This is a genomic window from Pseudoalteromonas sp. SR44-5 (genome assembly GCF_014163675.1).
GTDB classification, from domain to species: domain Bacteria; phylum Pseudomonadota; class Gammaproteobacteria; order Enterobacterales; family Alteromonadaceae; genus Pseudoalteromonas; species Pseudoalteromonas rhizosphaerae.
Window position 1 is genome coordinate 1 of sequence record NZ_JACJDT010000008.1, and the last position, 18,936, is coordinate 18,936.

Sequence of the window (18,936 nt, forward strand, 5' to 3'; positions counted from 1 at the left end):
TGTTGGATTGCGATACGTCAAAAAACAGTCCATTAAATTGCGACGGCGAGATTATTTGGAAGGACTAGCCTATTTCGTACAGGTAGTAGTGCAAATCGATTGGAAAAATATGGATGTGAGTGATGCGATTGAAAATTAAAGATTATTTTTGGGGATCTCTTAGGAGTTTAATGGTGCTAGTGGGGGTTTGGTTAATACTAGGGTAATTTATTGTAGTTATTTAATTAATATAACAACCCTAACTTATATTAGGGCTGTTATAAAACGCTTATTTATCTAGCGCTTTAAGCTCATCAGTTGTTGTTTTTAATTTGAATTCACGGTAAAGCATATCTTCATCATTAGGGCTTAAATTCTTTCCTGACGTTTCGATTAATTTATCAAATAAAGGCTTAGTATTTTCCATAGTTACAAGCGCACATAACTGTTTCTTTCCATCTAAGCGAGCAAAACCAATTTCTTTAGCAATAGCCCCTACTAAGCTTTGCTCAGCTACCTGTTTACTTATTTGCGTAAATGATGAATTAGTCGTCGTTGAGTCTTGCTGTTGGGTTTGTTTGTTTATTAGTGTATCCATTACTTGCGCTTTAGCACTAATTTGAGTTACTAGATCGGCACGTGCATTGGCAATAGCTTGTGCTCTACTTGCAGCCATATTGCCCGTCCATACTACACAGCTAGATGAAGCCAAACCGCCCTCGGGTGCTGTAGGTTGTAAAACCCAGCTTGGAACAGAATCGTTTTCAGCAAGAGGTTGAGACTTTTGTGGTGTTGTACCACATGCTGTAATAACTCCAGCAACTGCCAATATTAAAAGTTTATTTCGCATGATTTACTTCCTTATTGTTAAGGTTCCATTGTTCTAAGTTTTTTTGATATTGAATATCTAATTTACTTACCTTTTGTAAGTACTTTTTTGTTTCGTCGTACGGTAAATTATTTATAAGTTGTGCGTATACACCTTCGCTATCTAATTGGTTTATTAAGGCTACCGCTTTATTTATATTCGTACTTCTATTTAAGTTAAATGCTTTAGCTACGTTACCAGCGCCAGTATTATAAGCTGCAATGGCACAATATCTTCGGCTTATGGGATTATTAATTTTGCGCAAATATCGAGTCGTTAAAATGTCTAAGTACCCAGCACCGTAAGTTATATTAGTTTTTGGGTCGAATAATTCTTTAGCTGTAGGAGCTATATCCTTTTTAAATTGTCTGCGAGCAACATCTAAGCCTGCTGAGTTTGGCACTATTTGCATTAATCCAAATGCTGGAATATGCGATTTTGCATTAGGATCAAATGACGACTCAGCATGTGAAATAGCTAATAGTAAAGATAATTGATCTTTAGAAAACTGGCTATAATAAGTAACAAAAGGCGCTACTTTTTTTTGTAAATAAGTATCGGGTAGAGCGAAAGTATGCGACTTAATGCGTTTGTAGGTAAGGTTTTGCTCTTTTGTTTTTTTTAGCGCATTATTTAAATTACTAATACGTTGTTCTTTTTCTTTGGTAAGCTGCTCTTTTTGGATATCAATTTGTGCTTTAGGTAATTGCTCGTTTTTATCTAAACTACTCAATGATTGCTCGTGTTGAGAAGTAATTTCATTAATTAATGCGACTTCGCTTTCATGTTTGTCTGGCTGTGCTTTTATATCAACTTTTGCTGTTTTTACTGCTTTATCGAGTAAGCTAGGGTCTTTAAAAATATCAGTTAAAACCGGCGATAATTTAACATTATTTAACAATTGATTTGTTGTTAATGCTTCTTCTTGAGAAGTCGCTTTTAGTCCTGTTTCATTTGAGCCTTCAAGTGTTTGTACAGTCACGGTCGAATTTTGTTCATCAATAATAATACGTGTTTTTTTATCCGCACTATATTCAACACGTTCTAATAATGAGCTTTGTACAGGTCTTGACCAGTTTTGCAATAATCTATCTCTAAATTTATCGTATTCCTCGAGATATGCTTGTCTGAATGCTTGATATTCCAACTGATGATCGTTTTTAAAAGTGGTTTGTTTTGCAAGTTGCTGTTTTTTAAATTCTTCGAACGTCGGCGTGGTAGCCCCGCTGTAAGCACTAAATAAAGCAAAAAATAATAAAGTGTGACGCATTTTTTATCCTTAAAAATAAGCGTTAAATTCATACGTTGTCAGTAATGAATCAGAGATGTATTCACTAGATAGCTCAGATACTGCATAAAATGTAGCCGCAGTGTTAGCAAGTATCTCGGTTGTTTTAGCTAAGGCTTTTTCGTCATCTTGAGTAAGCATTAACTCATCAAGTTTAAATAAAGCTTTTTGCGTTTCATCAAGTAATGGTGCGTAGTTACTAAAGCCAACGCTAAGGTTCAAAAACATACCTTGAGCATTTAACTGTTTTGACTGCATATAATATTTAATATTATGAGAATCAAAATAAAATTCGTTACTTGATTTTATAACATCGCTTAGACTATTAACTCTGAGCATTTTTTTATTAAAAGGTATTAAGGGTGTAAATTCCGGTACCATAGATTTATCGTATTTTAAACTATGTACGGCGATGCCGACTATACGAGTATTTTTATTAATAAGTGTAAGTAAATATTTCGTATTTTTGTAATACCTATATTCGTAATCAGTATTCAAAGATGATGTTTTAATTACTTGCGGAATACCAATTTTTTTTTCAGCGTAAGGTAAGTAGTTGCCAATATCTAGCGCAGTAATCTTTTTTTCTTCGATTTGGTTCGTAAAGTGAGTAATGAATCCGTTGTACCCTTCAATTATGAGTGCTTTACTATCGGCCCAATTTCCAAGACCCATTAAAGTAACCATAAGTAAAATAAAGTAACCTTTCAATTTAGCTAACAAAGATTTATTTTCTTCAGTGTTAGCCTCAGGCTCTAAGTTATTTCCTACAGACATTTTCATCCTTAAAATATAGTTTATCAGTGTTAAATATAACTGTTTAAAATATGGCTTAATATAATCGCTAATAAGAATTGATAGCAGTATTTTTTAACTTTACAATGCTATTTATTAAATTAGTTGTGCTGTCTTGATTGGCTAAATGAATTAACTCGGTTTTTGAGCGTTTAGAGTAGCTCAAACCTTTTCCTTCAAAACGTTGTTGCCAAATAGACTTTTTGCTTTGTGTATCTATTTGAAGTTTTAACTGTGTAATTACAAGTTTACTTTGTGCTTTTATTATCGAGTTTTTAACTAAATAGGTCACTTCGCAAGCCGAGTTTGTTAATTTATATCCATGCTGTAAAAGTTGCTCAGTGAGTAACTCTGTAAGTTGAGAGCTATTTTCGCCCGTTACTTTTAAGCAACTATTTTTTGCGCCTAGCATTGCTTGTTGTTGTTTTATTTTTTCTTGTTGGCCTTCTTCAAGATCGGCTTTACTAATTGAAATAGCTGCATATACAGTACAGTTAATAGGGTCTACATAACGATCATATACTTTTGCGCTTTTTAATAGCTGATTGGTTTGAGACTCAATCACCGATTTGTAATCAGAATGGCTTACTGTGCTTGACGAGGTGTTTTTAATTATTTCTTTCACTGAAATATCAGTATTTAGTAATTTTGCGAGCTCTTCACGCGCATTTTTAGCTGACCGACGTTCATCAATTGTTTTTAAACCAGAGCATTGTGAAGAGCCTGAACTAGCTAATTTTTCATCATCAACAATATCTATTCCTACCCACTTAGGCTGGGCATTCTTTGCATAGTATGAGCTGCAACTACAATGTGATGCTGCATTAGTAAGGAAAGGACTTAGCGCTATTGCCGCTAATAGTAGTGAGGATGTTCTAGTAGTCATAGTTTTACCAACAGCAATAAGGCCTAACACAAAAGTGGTAGGCCTTAACTTAAATTACAAACGGTTTGAAGTTGTTGCTAGAGTTAGCTTTGCGTTATCCGATTCACGCTCGACAAGCCGTGTTTGGCCTTCAATAACAAACTTAAGTTCGTCAACGTCTAATGTTAAGTTGCTCGCTTTTTCATAATATGCTTTTGCTAATTCTAAATCATTCGCTCTTTCTGCACACACACCATTGTTGTAGTTTATAGCCAGTGACTCTGAATACTGACTTTGAGCTTTTGCAAAGGTTTTGCAGGCGTGGTCAGGCATGTCTTTTTCTGCAAATTCAACAGCGAGGTCTAATAACTCTTCTGCTTTATCAGTTAAATCTGAATCATCAGATTCCATCAACTTTACATTTTTAGTCACTTGGTGTGGTGCAACATCTTGTTTTAATTCTTCTATTACAGCGGCAAGTGCTCTGCCTCGTAATACAGAGTCAGATGGATGAGGGTCGTCACCTTTACATACTTTACTACTTGATAGGCGTGAATATTGTTTAGTAAAAACAATTTGCCCTGTTTCTACAGATACAGCCTTAGGTTTAAAATTTACTTTCGCAATTTTTTCTGAGCACTTAATGGTTATTTCTCTAGACTTCTCACACTTGTACCATTTATCACCTTTTTGTATACATTCACTGTCTTTTTCGTAGTAAGTAGAGGTATCTACATCAGCAGTGTAGTCAGCAGTGATAAGTGTATCTGCGCCTGTAAGTTTACCTAGGCGGGTTCTGTTTTTTGAGTTACTGATATCACTTTCATTAAACCGTTGTTGTTCTATAATTTTACTAAGAGAAGCTTTATCAACAAAGGTAAAGTAAGGTTGGCCATTCACACGAATATTTGAAAGGTTTGTTTCAATTATACCTGTAGATGCGTTTCTGTTATTTGAAATAACTGCAAGACGCTTCATTTTCTCAGTGCCACTTTCTTTAGCCGCTTTTGTGTATGTAATAGGTAATTCAGCAGTTGTGAAAGAGTTATTTAAACTAGCAATACCTCCATTAATAGTTTCAGTAACTACACAGCCAGAGAGCATTACACTTGATACTAAAGCGATTTTTATTCCCTTTATCATACAATTATTCCTTTATTAAGTTAGTGTTCATTTTCACTTTTTAACACTTGTAACTAGATGGGTCAACCTTATAGCTATAACTCTCATTAAAACGGTTCTTTTTTCTTATTTTAAAAAAGGTACAAGGGGGGAATACCTTTACAATTTAAAAAGATGCATGAATTTTATAACTATAATCGAATCCATCTTTACCTAATTTCATGTAAGAAAAACGACTAAAGTGGCTGTTATCATTCTTTAACTTATTGGATAAGTTTTTAAGTGGGGTGTACTTTATTTAATTGCATTTTCTACTGGGCAACCACGCTTTCTACATACACCTTCGTTACATAGTTTGCATATTTTACGGGCTTTTATCTGCTCGCTTGTTATGCTGCTAAGCGCTAGTTCTATCAAGCTTAAAAAGCTTTGTTTTTGTTCATCATTAAAGCTATTTAGTATTTTAGAGGTGGCTGTTTCTCGGCTGTTTAGTACTCGTTTAACCCTTTGACTTCCTTTATCAGTTACGTATAAAACAACAGAGCGAGCATCCTTTACCGATTTACGCCTCTTTACAAGCTCTTCTTTTTCAAGCGTATTTATTAATCTAACCGCACCAGAGTGCGTTAAGCCTAAAACCTTGCTCATTTAGGTAAAGAAGCGCGTTTAGTAATGTTATCTTACGAAGCTCACGGCTTCCGTGCTCGCAAGAGTTTACTGCATGTGCTTTGGGAGCAAGAGCAATGGCTCGAAAAGTACTTGTTAAGTGACGAAGCTCCTGTAAGCGAAGCTCAAGCAAATACTGAACCTTCTGTATCAGAGTAAATTGAAAGCGCGGATTATGCTGCGCTTTTTATGCCAAAAAGTGCCCCTCACAATTTTAAGCATTTTATAAATTTTTTCTATTGCGCAGAGTTACAACCTGATATTCAGTACATCACTACAGCTATTAGTTAGAGAGCAACGGCAAGTAAATTCAACGTAGTTAGAGTTGGAAATTACTACCTGTACGTCTGAATTTTGGTTATTTAGAATGAGGTGAATTATAAATTAAATCATGATCTTATAGTTTATTCTCGTTCGCAATGTCATCCCATTGACATGATAATTACATTTAGCTGTCAATATTACGCTTTAGGGTATCGTGATTAATTAAAACTAAAACGATACCAAGGAAATGTGATGAAATTGAAACCGATAGTAGGCAGCTTATTAATGCTAGGTCTATTAAGTGGCTGTGATCTAGCAGATGATGATAATGATTTAGAGCCTTTGCGTTACCAACTGATATTAAATATCACAGAGCAAAGTGCTGGAAACGTAGTAATAAGTCCAGAGCGTGCTGATTATGAGCAAGGTGCTATTGTTATGCTAAACGCTCAGGCTGCACAAGGATATAAATTTGTTTCATGGTCTGGCGATATTGGTAATGCAGACTATAGCGCGACTTCTTTAACTCTTACAATGAATAACCATAAAGAGGTTACTGCAACATTTAGCCAAATTACTGAGACACCATCAGCAGGGCAAGTGGTGATCAACGAGGTGCGTTCAAATGAAGGCGGTTATGATTTTATTGAGTTGTTTAATAACTCTGAACAAGCATTTACCTTTAGTGACGCTAATTGGGCAGTAAATGATTTAAAAGGCTTTGAGATTGATAAAGAGCCGGGCATTAAAATTCCACAAGGTACAACCATCGCTGCAGGTGGGTTTTTAGTGATTGCCACAGATCAAACTAGCATTCCATTTGATGCACCAACAGATACTTTAGTTGCCACTGCTGGCGATACTGATTTTGGTTTAGGTAAAGGCGACACCGCATTACTGGTGCACAACAATCAAATTGTAGATAGCGCACATTGGAGTGATGGTAGCCATGTGTCTACATGGGGGCGTTTACCAGATGGTGGTAATTGGCACACTCAAGATGAAGCGCTCGCGCCAACGCCTGGTGCTGCCAATAAATTACCAGCGCCGGTTGATGGTGCAACTGCCGCTAATATTGTGATCAATGAAGTGGTTTCAAAAGGCCGTGATGACGCCGATTTTGATTTTGTTGAGCTGTACAACACATCTTCTGAACCATTTGTTTTTGCAGCTAATGAGTGGGAGTTAGTTGATTTAGACCGTGAAGCGAATAACCAAGCGGGTTTAACTATCCCTGCAGGTACAGAAATTCCTGGCCACGGCTTTATTGTATTATTGCCGAATTTAGTTACGGGTGCTCAGTTACCTAACGGTGCACCCGCAACGGCTATTTTAAATAATAATGAAGACTTTGGCTTAGGCAAAGGCGAAACCATTAAACTAAAATACCAAGGCCAAGTGCATCAACAAGTCAGTTATGGCGATTTCCATGTTAATAGTTATGGCCGTTTTCCTGATGGTATGGAATTTATAGAGCTTGTTGATGAGAATGCGCCACAACTTTATGCCAGCCCTGGACGTAAAAACTTCAAAACTCCTATGCATGTGGGTGCTGCAACTACATTAAATTTCACATCATTTAATGATCAAGAAGCGGCTCTTGAAAGCAAAGGCTTCCGAGTATTTGGTAAAGGTGCAGATTTAGCTGCAGACGTTGAGCCTGAGTATGTCGCCGTATCAGCTGATTCAAGCACTGCATGGGTGTCATTGCAAGAGAATAACGGCCTTGCAAAAATAGACTTAACCACGAAAACTATCACTGATATTTTTCCGCTGGGCTTTAAAGATTATGGTATGGCTGGCAATGAAATCGATGCCAGTGATAAAGATAAAATGATCAAACTACAAACCCGCGCAAACGTAGTGGGTATGTATCAACCTGATGGCATCGCAACATTTACACAAGATGGCATAGATTACGTTTTAACTGCCAACGAGGGGGATATACGTGACTGGTTTAGCAACTTCGCTGAAGGTGAGAAAGTTGCAGATATCGTGCTTGATGAGTCGGTATTTACAGACGTAAGTATATTACAAAACAACGTCGAATTAGGGCGTTTATTAGTATCGCAATATGTTGATTCTGATACTGCAGCATCAAGTCATAATAAACTCTATAGTTTTGGTGCACGTTCATTCTCAATCTTCAATGGTGATACCGGTGAGCAGGTGTTTGATAGTGGTTCATCACTTGCCTTTGAAGCTAATAAAGCCGGCGTTTACCCAGATGGTCGCAGTGATGCGAAAGGCACTGAGCCTGAGAGTGTAACAACAGGTATGGTTGCCAATAAGCGCTATGCATTTATTGCTTTAGAGCGTGCTGATGCGGTTGCAGTATATGATATTAGTGATGTTAATGCCGTAAGTTTTGTGCAAATGCTCGTTACCCAAGGTGATGATGCGCCAGAAGGGGTGTTATTTATAACCGCTGATCAAAGCCCAACGTCAAAAGCGCAGCTGGTAGTTGCAAACGAAGACAGTGGTAATATCACCGTCTATAGTGAAAACAACGAAGGCAAGTTTGATTTTGCATCACGCTTGTTAATTGAAGGTGGTGAAGGCGCCGCAGAGATCACGGCTTATGATGCACAAACAAAACGTTTATTCGTAGTAAATAACGGCAGCTTGCTTAACGCTCCTCGTATTGAAGTGATTGATTTTGCTAACCCAAATAACATTGCAACACTTGGTGCAATTGATATTAGCTATTACGGTGCAGGTGTTAATTCTGTCGCAGTATCAAACGGAAAACTTGCCGCTGCGATCGAGTCAGGCGTGAAAACTGATACTGGCGTTGTTGCTATGTTTAACACGAGTAGTTATGAGCTTGAAATGATATCTGCGGTCGGAGCACTGCCAGATATGGTAACTTTCAGTCCCGATGGTAAATTAATCATCACCGCTGACGAAGGCGAACCGAGTGAAGACTATAACGTAGATCCGCTAGGCTCTGTATCAATTATTACCGTGCCAACAATACAGTAGCTAATTCAGTTTTATTTAAACTTCATCTATAACAAAGGTCTCTATTGAGGCCTTTGTTATTAATATATTTAAACGATAAAAGCCCGACATTATTATAATGCCGAGCTTTGGACTTTATTAAGGTTTCCATGAAACGTTATATGTAAAGTGACAACTCTTTACTTTTCGGTTGTCTTTGTTTTCTCCTTACGTATTTTTCGCTTTTCTTTTAACGTCATTTTTGCTGGTTTTTTAGCTTTTTCTTTACTCATTATAAATAACTCCAATTAAATATATAAAAATTAATAAATAAAAATTGAAATGATTTACTCTATATAATTCTCCTTACTATTAATTGCTAATATTTGCCAAGAGTGAAAACATCCATATTCTTTACACTCAAAAATGTGACCTATTTTATGTCCTAAAAGATCAGTACCTATAGGAGAGTGTAATGACACAACATTATTACATAGCCCCTTTTCTGCAGCCGGAACTAAGCTTATACGGCGTTTATAACCCGTATCAGTATGCTGGATGACTACGGTACAGCCAATTTGTACATGTGGGCTAAACTTTGACCAAGGTCGTTTTGAATACTCTATTTTTTGCAACACATGCGCGAGTTTCAGCGGATGTAAAAATGCTGAACTTTGGCTTAAATAGTTTTTATACTTATAAAAAGCAGGGGTTTTGTACCCGAACAGAAAAGCAAACACGGACTATACCTCCACGAAAACTGAACCGAACTTAAATTTAAAATAATACAGTGAGACTGCCGAGTGTAAGAGTTACACTCGGCTTAAATGTCGAAGGTGAGATTTGTTTTTTGTGGATGAGATATTAATATAAACATGATGTTCCTCTTATTTAAAGTAATCATACCTTATAAAAATATTATATCAATGGTGTTTTATAATTTAAAAATAAAGATATTAATTTAAATTTACTAGTGTGCGTTAATTCCATGTTTTTTTGTGCGTAGCGTGCGTTTTGATACTAAATAATATGCCACAGGAACAAAATAAAATGACAACACAGTGGTTAATACAGTACCACCTGCGATAGCGACGGCAAACGGAGGCCAAAAACCTCCGCCGGCGAGTATGAGTGGTAAAAAGCCACCAACGGTGGTGATGGTAGTGGAGCTGATATGGCGTGAGCAAGTCATCACAGCGGCAACGATTTTGTTTTTATCAGTGAGGGCTTGCAGTGAATTTAACTCTGATAAAATGACAATGGCGGCATTTATGGCCAGTCCCATTAAGCCCAATAAACCAATGATCACAGTAAAACCAAACGGGTAGCCAGCAATAAATACACTGAGCAAGCCCAGCATTGCAGCTTGCAGGGCGTTTATTAAGATTAGCCCTGTGGTGGTAAATGAATTAAATGACATCACCAGTACGGTGATCAATAACACGACAATAATCCCCACTTGGCCAAGCAATTTACTAACCGCTTCGTTGCGTTTTTGCGACTCACCACCGAGCTCTAATCTGTAGCCATGGGGTAATACAAAGCCTGATTGTGCAATGGTGGCGGTCACTTCATTCAGTACGGTTTGCGGTAATACGCCAGTTGCTAAATAAGCTTCGATAATATTAACACGTTCACCGTCACGGCGAGCGATAGAGCCACGAGAAGGGCTCAGTGTTGCACTGGCAAATGATTCAATCACTAGCGGTTGTGCAGTATCTATTTGGTTTGAACTAGCTGGCGTATTTAACTGCGTACTAAATAGCGAGCTAATATCATCTCGGTGCTTATCTGCAACTCTAACGCGTACGGGAACGGTTTCGGTATTATCAATAATACTGCCGACCACGACACCATTGAACTGGTTTTGTAGTTGGGTTGCCATGTTACTTAGGCTTAATCCTGCATGAGTCAGCGCTGCTTCATCGGTGTTTAACCATAGTTTAGGCGAGCCCGACAATAAGGTTGGACGGGTGTGGGTTATATCGTTATGAGCAATGAGCTGCGTGCGTAATTGTTGGCCCAGTTCAGAGAGAGTATCTAGGCTTGGGCCATAAATACGCATTTCAATTGGTGCATTGAATGGTGGACCTTGCTCAAGCTTTCTGACTAAAGTTTGTGCGTTTGGAAATGCTTTATCAAGTTGTATTTGCAAGCTTTTTATTAACTCGTTGGCACGTTTAAAGTCGGTTACTTTTACCATCGCTTGCGCATAGTTATTGGCGCCGCGATTACGCTGGAGCATATTATAGTAAAAGCTTGGGAAATTAGTTCCGATCATCCAATCGAGCTTTTCAATGCCTTCAGATTGCCGAATTAGTTGATCCATTTTCTCTATGGCTTGTCGAGTTGATGTAATACTCACATGAGGGGCAAAATGCACTTCAATTTGAAACATATCGCGATCTGAGGGCGGGAAAAACTGCTCGGTGAGTTGTCCTGCCCCAAAAAAACCGGCAACAGGGAGTATAAAGACCAGTAGTAAAGTGAGTATTGGTTTTTCTAGGCTACGTTTTAACGTTGCTTCAAAGCGTTTACTGAGTTTAGGTGTGCGTATACCTTGATAAAAGATACCAGTACGCTGTTCGTTATTGATAAATTGCCCTGCAAATACCACCACTAAAGAGTGTGAAATCAGGTATGAACCAATTAAGGCAAAAATAACACTTAAGGCAATACCGCCAATAAACTCTCCTGCAGCACCTGGCATCAACACAATCGGTGCAAACGCTAAAATAGTTGTTAGAGTTGAGCCAAGCAGTGGAAGCCAAAAATGTGCCACGGCTTTTTCTACTGCGGCTAAAGCTGTTAGGCCTTGTTGGCGAAAGCGCTGAACAGCATCGGTGATGACAATGGCGTTATCAACCATAATGCCCAGGGCCACGACTAAACCGGTAACCGACATTTGATGAATAGGTAAGCCATAGAGCTGCATACTTACTAACGTAAACAATACGGTTAAAGGTAACGCGGTGCCGACAACTAGAGCAGCTTTAAAACCTAAAGTGATAAATAGTACCACTAGAATAAGCACAAACCCCACGGTAATATTGCTGAGTAAATCGGATAAACGAGTTTGGGTATAACCGCGTTGATCAAAAATATCTTGGAGTAAAATTTGGCTTGGTAAGTCTTGGCTAAAGTTATCGATGGCGACATCAACACGCTTAGAAAAAGTATCGATACGCAAGTTTGGTAACATGCGGATCGCAATATAAATACCGGGTTTTCCATCAATTAATGCAATTTCGTTCACGGGGGTTTTTACTGAGCGAGTAATTTGGGCTACATCAGAGAGTTGATATTGCCCTGCATTTTGATTACTACTTAGTGGAATTGCGCCAATGCGAGCAATCGAGTCAAACGCACCGGTCACTTCAATTTGCATTTGCGATTTGTCATTTGTAAGGGTACCAGCGGCTACTTTTGCATCTGCACCTTGAATAGCTGCATGAATATGCGCTAAAGGAATACCAGCTAAACTGGCTTTTTGTTGATCAACCGCAACTAAAATTTCCTCATCAACTTGGCCAAAAAAATGCACCAACTCCACACCTGAAACATTACGTAATTGATTTTGCAGTTCTTTTGCATAGCGATTAACCGTTGCTAATGTGGTTATATCGTCATTGGCGTTAAGCGATAAGATACGAGTATAAGCATAGCCACGCTCGTCATCCAGTAGCGGTGATGAAGCATTTACTGGCAACTGGTTGTTGACATCACCTAATAAATCACGCATTCGCGACCAAATGGGTTTAACGTTCGTGACTTCGTCTTTTAGCTCAATGGTGATCACTGAGAGCCCAGGACGAGAAATCGACGATAAATGCTTTACTTCAGCTTGGGATTTTAGTTTTTGTTCGATTTTCTCACTTATTTGCACCTCAACTCGTTCAGCACTGGCGCCAGGTAAAGCAGTGGTTACGATAGCGATACGATTAGTTATTCGAGGATCTTCACTGCGCGCTAAGCCACTGATCGCAGCTAAACCACTAACGATAAGTAACGCCACTAAAAGCGCTTGGACACGCCCGTGATTAAATAAATAGCGGATCATCACAGCACCTTGGTTGGTTGATTTGCAACAACATTAACCGAAATGTTGGCCGACAGCTTATGCATGCCATTGGCAACAATTTGCGCACCATTGTGTAATGGGGCGCCAATAAACGCATAGCCATCATGGGCATAATAAAGCTGCACAATGATAGGTTTTAGTACCTTGTTTTTTATTTGATAAACCTGCCAAGTACCGCGCACACCATCGGCAAGGGCATCAAGAGGCACCCAAAAACCGCTTTGTTGCTGATATTGTTGCACTGTTAATTTTGCTAATTGACCAGCATAAACAACTGCGCTACTTGGCAAAGCAAAGCGCATTGTTAAGGTTTGTGTATGTGGGTCGATACTCGCTCCTTTACTGATAGATTGTGCAGTAAAGTTTTGTCCGGCAATCTCAATGTCCATGCTATTTTGGATGGTGCTTTGCAGTGTCAGTGGGATCCCCATGCTAACTTGCGCATGTTGGTTTTCGATTAAACGCACAATCGGTGTACTGGCTGCAACAATTTCACCTTGTGAGGCAAAGCGCTGGCCTAAAATACCGTTGAATGGCGCGGTTAAATGTGCCTTTTCAGTGCGGATACTGACTTCATTCAAGCTTGCTGCTATTGCGGCTAGTTCTGCGTTAAGTACAGCGATATTGGTTTTAACTTGGTCAAGTGCCGAGGTGGCCGAGTAGTTCTTTTTATCAAGTTCTGCTAAACGCTTTTTTTCAAGTTCAGCGAAGGTAAGTTGTGCTTGAATTCGTTGTTTTTGCGCCTGAAGTTTTTGTTCTTCGATAACTAAAAGCTGCGTATTTTGGCGTGCAATAATATCACCTTGTTTTACTTGCTCGCCTTGATCAAAATAAATTTGTGCAATTTTTCCTGGAAATTCAAAACTCAACTTTGCATCGTTTTGTATGACCACTTTGCCACTAAGCGTACGTGTTTGATAATAGCCCGCCTCTTGTTGTACTGTGTAGGCAGCTACATGAACCAGACTTTCGCCGTAACATATAAATGGTGTGAATAAAATGAATGCACTAAGCAGATATTTTTTCATTATAATATCCTTATTTATCGCCATGTTAAATCAGCGTGGTTAGTCAGGTGCATTAAACACAGTTATGCTTTGTGCTAGACGCAGAATGATTTAGAATTGGACTCAAGAGTCTAATTTTGTATAAATATAAATCAATCAAACTAGACTGTCTAGTTTGATTTGAGGTGAAAATGGAAATAACTACCCTAAGTCGGTCAGAACAAAAACGACAACAAATTATTACAGCTGCAACGACCTTGTTCATGGATAAAGGCTTTCCTAATACCAGCATGGATCAAATTGCTAAATTAGCCCAAGTATCTAAACAAACGGTTTATAGTCATTTCAAAGACAAAAATAATCTATTTGTTGAAACTGTAACAGCGCATTGTTCCTCCTCAAACTTACGTAAAGAGCGTTTTGAGCCAGCGCAAAGCCTAGAGGAAAACTTACTACGTGTTGTGACTAATTTTATTACACTGGTATTTTCACCCGAGGCATTGAAAGTATACGACACGTGCGTAGCGCACAAAGATGAATACCCTGAGTTGGCCTTATTGTTTTATGACGCCGCCCCTAAAGTAGTGATGCAGCAGGTAGAGGTCTGCTTATGTAGTATTGCACAGGCGGGCTTGCTTGATATCGACAACCCTAAGTTTGCCACGTTACAGTTACTGGGCATGGCCACAGGTGATTGGAAATTACGCCATGCACTTGGGCACGCAAAAATTAATGATGTACCGCCAGCAGCATATATTGAAGATTGCGTAAGGCGGTTTATTAAAATGTATCGCTAAGGCTTTTGAGTAACCACTTACTGCAATATAAATTCATCGATAGGTTGTTTAGTTAATTTACCTATTTGCTTAAAAATGAAAATAATTGCTCCGCCTAATAGCACCATAGTCGGCGCCACAATGACTGGGTAGCTTAACCAAGTCATACGTCCTAACTCTTCGGCATAAGCTGTGGTGCCTGGCATACTAACAACAATACTTTTTGCTAAAAAGTAGTTGAGTGTTGCAGATAAAAAGAACGCACTGGCAACAATAAAACCGGCAAGACGCATTTTTGCATCAAATACCGCGGTGTTGTTTTGTTGCTCTAACGAATGCATAAGTTTATCAATATCAAGCAATTCAGGATTAATTAGTAATTTACGGATCAGCGGATAAGGGGTGTACTGGCTGATCAATACAATCACACCAATAATTGCTGGTACCATCGCTTCTTTAATCGCGATATAAGCTGGGTCAAGTTCAAATAAACTGATACCGCCAGTAAGTAGTACGCTGATAATGCCAAGTACTGAGAAAAAGTTTACTTTGCCTGATTGTTTAAGTTCCCACAAACCAAATAACAGCGGAAAAGCAAGTGCTACCACTACTGCCCATACCGGGCCTAACGTATCAGGTGTACTAAAGCGGCTTAAAATCACCGCAGGTAAAATAATATTAAAAATTATATTACTGAAAAAATTACTCTTCTTTTTTGCCGCTGTCATTATGCATCAATCATTGGTATTCAATACATAAAGTATATACACAAGTTACTTTAAGATATAGACCCGCTGTGTTGCAGTAGTTACAAGTAAGTTTAGGATAATTTGCTTTATGCAGACTGCTTTAATGAATCTGAGATTTCATCACAGTGCTGTTTTAAAATTTCGATAGCCACTTTGGTTTTACCTGCCAAAATATCTCTTGCTGGGGTAATTGCATACACACTGTAGGTTGGCAGTTGCCAGTCAGTGCATAACTCAACGAGTTCTCCTTCTAGCAATAATGATTGTACTTCTGGCTTTGGTAAAATTGCATAACCAACGCCATCACACACTAATTGAATAATACTGTGCATGTTATTAACCACGATACGTGGTTTTGGGAGCGCTTTTTTTTGGCTGTTTAAACTATGCGTTAATGGGTGATCTGCAGTGCAATGCGAGATACGAGTATAATGGTTTAACTGCCAAGGCGACAGTGTGCAATGCTCAGCCAATGGGTGACTTTTATGTACACATAATACGAGTGGCCACTTCGCCAAAGGCCGAGCAACTAAACTTGAATCATCCAGCGGGCCAATCGCTATAGCCAAATCAGCGCCCGACTTTATTATATCAAGGGGTTCGTCAGATAAAGTCAGTTGCACATCAAAATAAGGGTACTGGTTGGTTAATTTTTTAAGCGGTTCACTTAATATTCCGCCACCAAATCCAACCGGTGCTACTAACTTTAATTGACCACTAGGGCTGTTTTGTAAAAATTGCAGCTTTTCACCAGCTTGTTTTGCAGCGGTGAGGATGGTTACACAGCTTTGATAATAAATCTCGCCAGCCTCGGTGAGTGTCAGTTCTCGTGGACTGCGATTAAATAAGCTCAACTTAATATCAAGCTCTATTTGTTTGATTTGTTGGCTAATTGCTGATGTGGTCATGGCAAGATCAACTGCGGCTTTACTCATACTACCCGTTTCAACAATGCGCACAAATACAGTTAATGCGCGAAGTAATTTTGTATTCATTTGGTTAAGTCTTACTTAATACTGTTTTAAGAAAATACACATTGTAGAAAAAGGAACATCTCACTACCATGCAAACGCTAATTATTATCATTTAAACTGCATTTGTCACGGAGAAAAATCATGAACACGGTAAGTTGTAAGTTAATACCGTTAACTAGCGCCATTTTAACCGCGCTTAGTTTATCCAGCTCAATAGTGTTAGCTGATGAAACGAAACAAGATATGGAAGTTATCGTGGTATCAGCGTCAGGTTATGAGCAAATGTTAAAGGACGCGCCAGCAAGCATCAGTGTGATTGATCGCGCAGATCTGGAAAAACGCTTTTATCGTGACTTAACCGATGCAATGACCGATGTTCCTGGAGTTGTGGTTACCGGCGGTGGCGATCGCAAAGATATAAGCTTGCGAGGCATGGCTAGCCAATACACATTAATTTTAGTTGATGGCCAGCGACAATCATCACGTGAAACAAGGCCAAACAGTGATGGACCAGGTGTTGAAGGTGCATGGACACCGCCAATCTCTGCAATTGAACGCATTGAAGTGATACGTGGGCCTATGTCGTCCTTGTATGGCTCAGACGCTATCGGTGGGGTGATAAACATTATTACTCGAAAAACACCCCTGCAGTGGTATGGTGAGCTGCGTTTAGACAGTACAGTTCAACAAAGTAGCGACTCAGGTAATACTAATCAAGGTAGTTTTTTCGCAGCTGGTGGACTTGTCCCAGAATTATTAGGTGTGCAATTATATGGGCAGTTTTCAAAACGTGACGAAGATAACTTTACTTCAGGCTTTAGGGGCAAAGAGCAAAGTAACCTTAAAGCAAAGTTTATTTTAACGCCAAACGATAATCACGAAATAATGCTAGAGGTTGGCAGCGCGCAGCAAAAATTTGAAAACACACTGGGTAAAACAGTTGAACCATTGGCGCCGGGTGAAAGCTGTGGCCGAAGAGGTTGCCCAGAATCATCGACAACAGAGTATGAGCAACAAACTTACTCGTTAACCCATAACGGTTATTATGACTTTGGTAACTCGCGCAGCTATTTAAAATACGATAAGTACGATAATACTTCTCGTGAAATGTTTGTTGAAAACACGGATGCGCAAACCAGTTGGACTTTACCGATTTTTGCCGGTCATAACGCGACGCTTGGTGCAGCCTACTTAAAAGAAGTGCTTGATGATTACACGAGTAATAGGATCAGCGAGTTAACCCATGTAGAAAATAAACAGTGGTCGGTATTTGCTGAGGATGAGTGGAGCACCAGCGACAAATTTAAGCTCACCACAGGTTTGCGTTACGACCACGACGATAATTTTTCAGGCCATTGGAGTCCACGTTTATATGGTGTTTATACCGCCTCTAAGGCTATCACTATCAAAGGTGGTATTTCGACAGGTTTTAGAGCGCCTAATATTCGTCAATCAAATGCAGACTGGGGACAAGTAAGTCGAGGCGGCAATATCTATGGCAACCCAGATCTTAGTCCTGAAAAGTCATTGAATTATGAAATGGGTATTTATTACGATCCACGTGGTGATTACACAATCTCAAGTACGGTGTTTTACAATGAGTTTGATGACAAAATTACGCGAATTGCATGCCCACTTACGCAATGCACGGATGGCCAAAATCAGTTTGGTTCAGATCCGACAACCTATGTAAATGTTGATGAAGCCGTGACTCAAGGGTTTGAATTTTCAGTTTCTTACGACTTAACCAGCGATTTAGGTTTAAGCGCTAATTACACTTATACCGATTCTGAGCAAAAAACCGGGCAATATAAAGGCAGTCCTCTCAATCAGTTACCTAAACATATAGTGCAAACATCGTTAAACTGGCAGCCAAGCGATAAGTTAGGGGGGTGGTTACGTGTGCATTATCGTGGTGAGGAAAGTCAACCAACCACAGGACCTTCACAAAGCAGCCTAATTGCACCTAACTACACGTTAGCCGATGTGGGTGGTAATTATGTTTTGACTAAAAGCGTAAAGTTAGGCTTTGGTATTTATAACCTATTTGATAAAGATATCACTGAGAATGAATATGGTTATGTCGAAGACGGACGCCGTTATTGGGCATCGCTCGGGTGGCAGTTTTAATGCATACCACTTAGTAACCCCTGCTTAGGTTAAGTAATAAGGTCTCAATTGAGGCCTTATTTTATAAATGGAGCTTTATAACTAACTGAAAATATAAATAAACTATTGCTGATGAAAAGTTTCTACTCTAAAGTTAGGGTAGCGTGTGTTTCTATTTCGAAGTTTGCAGCAATGTGTTTGGCTTTTAGGCTAGGCTGAGCTTATGTAGTGTGGTAATTCCCCATAAATAGGCGATAACGCAGCATAACTGGCAAACATACTATGCTCTAAGTGTTAAACCTAAATTGAACAAATTTTAATCCCGAAAGGTCAGTCTCCTTAGTAAGGTAAATATTTAATTACACGCTATAATAATTAACCAATATGAAGTGGTTAGATAAGATTTTTTAGCTATAGCATCTGTCGCTATGCAAAATAATACGAGGTATT

At 38.9% G+C, this 18,936-nt stretch carries 14 protein-coding genes and 1 pseudogene; 4 read left to right on the plus strand and 11 right to left on the minus strand.

Going from position 1 to position 18,936, the window contains the following annotated elements:
• Positions 1-268: 268 nt before the first annotated feature.
• From H5154_RS06180 to H5154_RS06205, 6 genes are all read right to left on the minus strand, one after another.
• Positions 269-829: an LPP20 family lipoprotein gene (locus H5154_RS06180; protein ID WP_145234255.1), complete on the minus strand. Its 561-nt coding sequence runs from the start codon at positions 827-829 to the stop codon at positions 269-271.
• Complete coding sequence (locus H5154_RS06185; protein WP_145234252.1) at positions 819-2,117, minus strand: transglycosylase SLT domain-containing protein; 1,299 nt, start codon at positions 2,115-2,117, stop codon at positions 819-821. Before H5154_RS06185 ends, H5154_RS06180 begins: the two co-directional genes overlap by 11 nt.
• Before the next feature lie 9 nt (positions 2,118-2,126).
• Positions 2,127-2,912 carry an ETEC_3214 domain-containing protein gene (locus H5154_RS06190; protein WP_182717752.1) on the minus strand — a complete coding sequence of 262 codons (786 nt, stop codon included), beginning with the start codon at positions 2,910-2,912 and terminating at the stop codon, positions 2,127-2,129.
• A gap of 67 nt (positions 2,913-2,979) precedes the next feature.
• Positions 2,980-3,816, minus strand: a complete 837-nt coding sequence (locus H5154_RS06195) for a TonB-dependent receptor (protein WP_220493323.1) — start codon at positions 3,814-3,816, stop codon at positions 2,980-2,982.
• 54 nt (positions 3,817-3,870) lie between these two features.
• Complete coding sequence (locus H5154_RS06200; protein WP_145234248.1) at positions 3,871-4,938, minus strand: hypothetical protein; 1,068 nt, start codon at positions 4,936-4,938, stop codon at positions 3,871-3,873.
• 273 nt (positions 4,939-5,211) lie between these two features.
• On the minus strand, positions 5,212-5,565 hold the full coding sequence (locus H5154_RS06205; protein ID WP_246175457.1) for a MarR family winged helix-turn-helix transcriptional regulator: 354 nt from the start codon (positions 5,563-5,565) through the stop codon (positions 5,212-5,214).
• On the opposite strand from H5154_RS06205, the pseudogene H5154_RS06210 reads away from it, so the two are divergent.
• Positions 5,557-5,742: pseudogene (locus tag H5154_RS06210) on the plus strand (hypothetical protein); the annotation flags it as partial. The gene H5154_RS06205 and the pseudogene H5154_RS06210 sit on opposite strands and share 9 nt — an antisense overlap.
• A gap of 357 nt (positions 5,743-6,099) precedes the next feature.
• Positions 6,100-8,832, plus strand: a complete 2,733-nt coding sequence (locus H5154_RS06215) for a choice-of-anchor I family protein (RefSeq protein ID WP_182717754.1) — start codon at positions 6,100-6,102, stop codon at positions 8,830-8,832.
• A 305-nt stretch (positions 8,833-9,137) separates the two neighbouring features.
• Here the strand turns inward: H5154_RS06215 and H5154_RS06220 are convergent, their stop codons facing one another.
• The 3 genes from H5154_RS06220 to H5154_RS06230 form a co-directional block, all read right to left on the minus strand.
• Positions 9,138-9,530 (minus strand): GreA/GreB family elongation factor, encoded by a 393-nt coding sequence (locus H5154_RS06220; RefSeq protein ID WP_182717755.1) that lies wholly within the window; start codon positions 9,528-9,530, stop codon positions 9,138-9,140.
• A gap of 230 nt (positions 9,531-9,760) precedes the next feature.
• Positions 9,761-12,850 (minus strand): efflux RND transporter permease subunit, encoded by a 3,090-nt coding sequence (locus H5154_RS06225; protein WP_182717756.1) that lies wholly within the window; start codon positions 12,848-12,850, stop codon positions 9,761-9,763.
• Positions 12,850-13,899: an efflux RND transporter periplasmic adaptor subunit gene (locus H5154_RS06230; RefSeq protein ID WP_182717757.1), complete on the minus strand. Its 1,050-nt coding sequence runs from the start codon at positions 13,897-13,899 to the stop codon at positions 12,850-12,852. The genes H5154_RS06225 and H5154_RS06230 overlap by 1 nt, the downstream gene beginning before the upstream one ends.
• Before the next feature lie 170 nt (positions 13,900-14,069).
• Between H5154_RS06230 and H5154_RS06235 the strand changes: the two genes are divergently transcribed.
• Positions 14,070-14,675 carry a TetR/AcrR family transcriptional regulator gene (locus H5154_RS06235; RefSeq protein ID WP_145234238.1) on the plus strand — a complete coding sequence of 202 codons (606 nt, stop codon included), beginning with the start codon at positions 14,070-14,072 and terminating at the stop codon, positions 14,673-14,675.
• Between the two features lie 17 nt (positions 14,676-14,692).
• Here H5154_RS06235 and H5154_RS06240 read toward each other — a convergent pair whose 3' ends face one another.
• Both H5154_RS06240 and H5154_RS06245 read right to left on the minus strand, forming a co-directional pair.
• Complete coding sequence (locus H5154_RS06240) at positions 14,693-15,382, minus strand: VC0807 family protein (RefSeq protein WP_149980025.1); 690 nt, start codon at positions 15,380-15,382, stop codon at positions 14,693-14,695.
• A gap of 107 nt (positions 15,383-15,489) precedes the next feature.
• Positions 15,490-16,398 carry a LysR family transcriptional regulator gene (locus tag H5154_RS06245; protein WP_182717758.1) on the minus strand — a complete coding sequence of 303 codons (909 nt, stop codon included), beginning with the start codon at positions 16,396-16,398 and terminating at the stop codon, positions 15,490-15,492.
• A gap of 120 nt (positions 16,399-16,518) precedes the next feature.
• Here H5154_RS06245 and H5154_RS06250 point away from each other — a divergent pair, with 120 nt between their 5' ends.
• Positions 16,519-18,507: a ligand-gated channel protein gene (locus H5154_RS06250; protein WP_182717759.1), complete on the plus strand. Its 1,989-nt coding sequence runs from the start codon at positions 16,519-16,521 to the stop codon at positions 18,505-18,507.
• The last annotated feature ends 429 nt before the right edge of the window (positions 18,508-18,936 follow it).

What these genes read in the sequence shown, in the direction of transcription:
- H5154_RS06230 (WP_182717757.1), bottom strand. Translation starts at nt 13,899, where the DNA reads ATGAAAAAATATCTGCTTAGTGCATTCATTTTATTCACACCATTTATA.
- H5154_RS06205 (WP_246175457.1), bottom strand. Translation starts at nt 5,565, where the DNA reads ATGAGCAAGGTTTTAGGCTTAACGCACTCTGGTGCGGTTAGATTAATA.
- H5154_RS06215 (WP_182717754.1), top strand. Translation starts at nt 6,100, where the DNA reads ATGAAATTGAAACCGATAGTAGGCAGCTTATTAATGCTAGGTCTATTA.
- H5154_RS06195 (WP_220493323.1), bottom strand. Translation starts at nt 3,816, where the DNA reads ATGACTACTAGAACATCCTCACTACTATTAGCGGCAATAGCGCTAAGT.
- H5154_RS06235 (WP_145234238.1), top strand. Translation starts at nt 14,070, where the DNA reads ATGGAAATAACTACCCTAAGTCGGTCAGAACAAAAACGACAACAAATT.
- H5154_RS06225 (WP_182717756.1), bottom strand. Translation starts at nt 12,850, where the DNA reads ATGATCCGCTATTTATTTAATCACGGGCGTGTCCAAGCGCTTTTAGTG.
- H5154_RS06185 (WP_145234252.1), bottom strand. Translation starts at nt 2,117, where the DNA reads ATGCGTCACACTTTATTATTTTTTGCTTTATTTAGTGCTTACAGCGGG.
- H5154_RS06190 (WP_182717752.1), bottom strand. Translation starts at nt 2,912, where the DNA reads ATGTCTGTAGGAAATAACTTAGAGCCTGAGGCTAACACTGAAGAAAAT.
- H5154_RS06245 (WP_182717758.1), bottom strand. Translation starts at nt 16,398, where the DNA reads ATGAATACAAAATTACTTCGCGCATTAACTGTATTTGTGCGCATTGTT.
- H5154_RS06240 (WP_149980025.1), bottom strand. Translation starts at nt 15,382, where the DNA reads ATGACAGCGGCAAAAAAGAAGAGTAATTTTTTCAGTAATATAATTTTT.
- H5154_RS06250 (WP_182717759.1), top strand. Translation starts at nt 16,519, where the DNA reads ATGAACACGGTAAGTTGTAAGTTAATACCGTTAACTAGCGCCATTTTA.
- H5154_RS06180 (WP_145234255.1), bottom strand. Translation starts at nt 829, where the DNA reads ATGCGAAATAAACTTTTAATATTGGCAGTTGCTGGAGTTATTACAGCA.
- H5154_RS06200 (WP_145234248.1), bottom strand. Translation starts at nt 4,938, where the DNA reads ATGATAAAGGGAATAAAAATCGCTTTAGTATCAAGTGTAATGCTCTCT.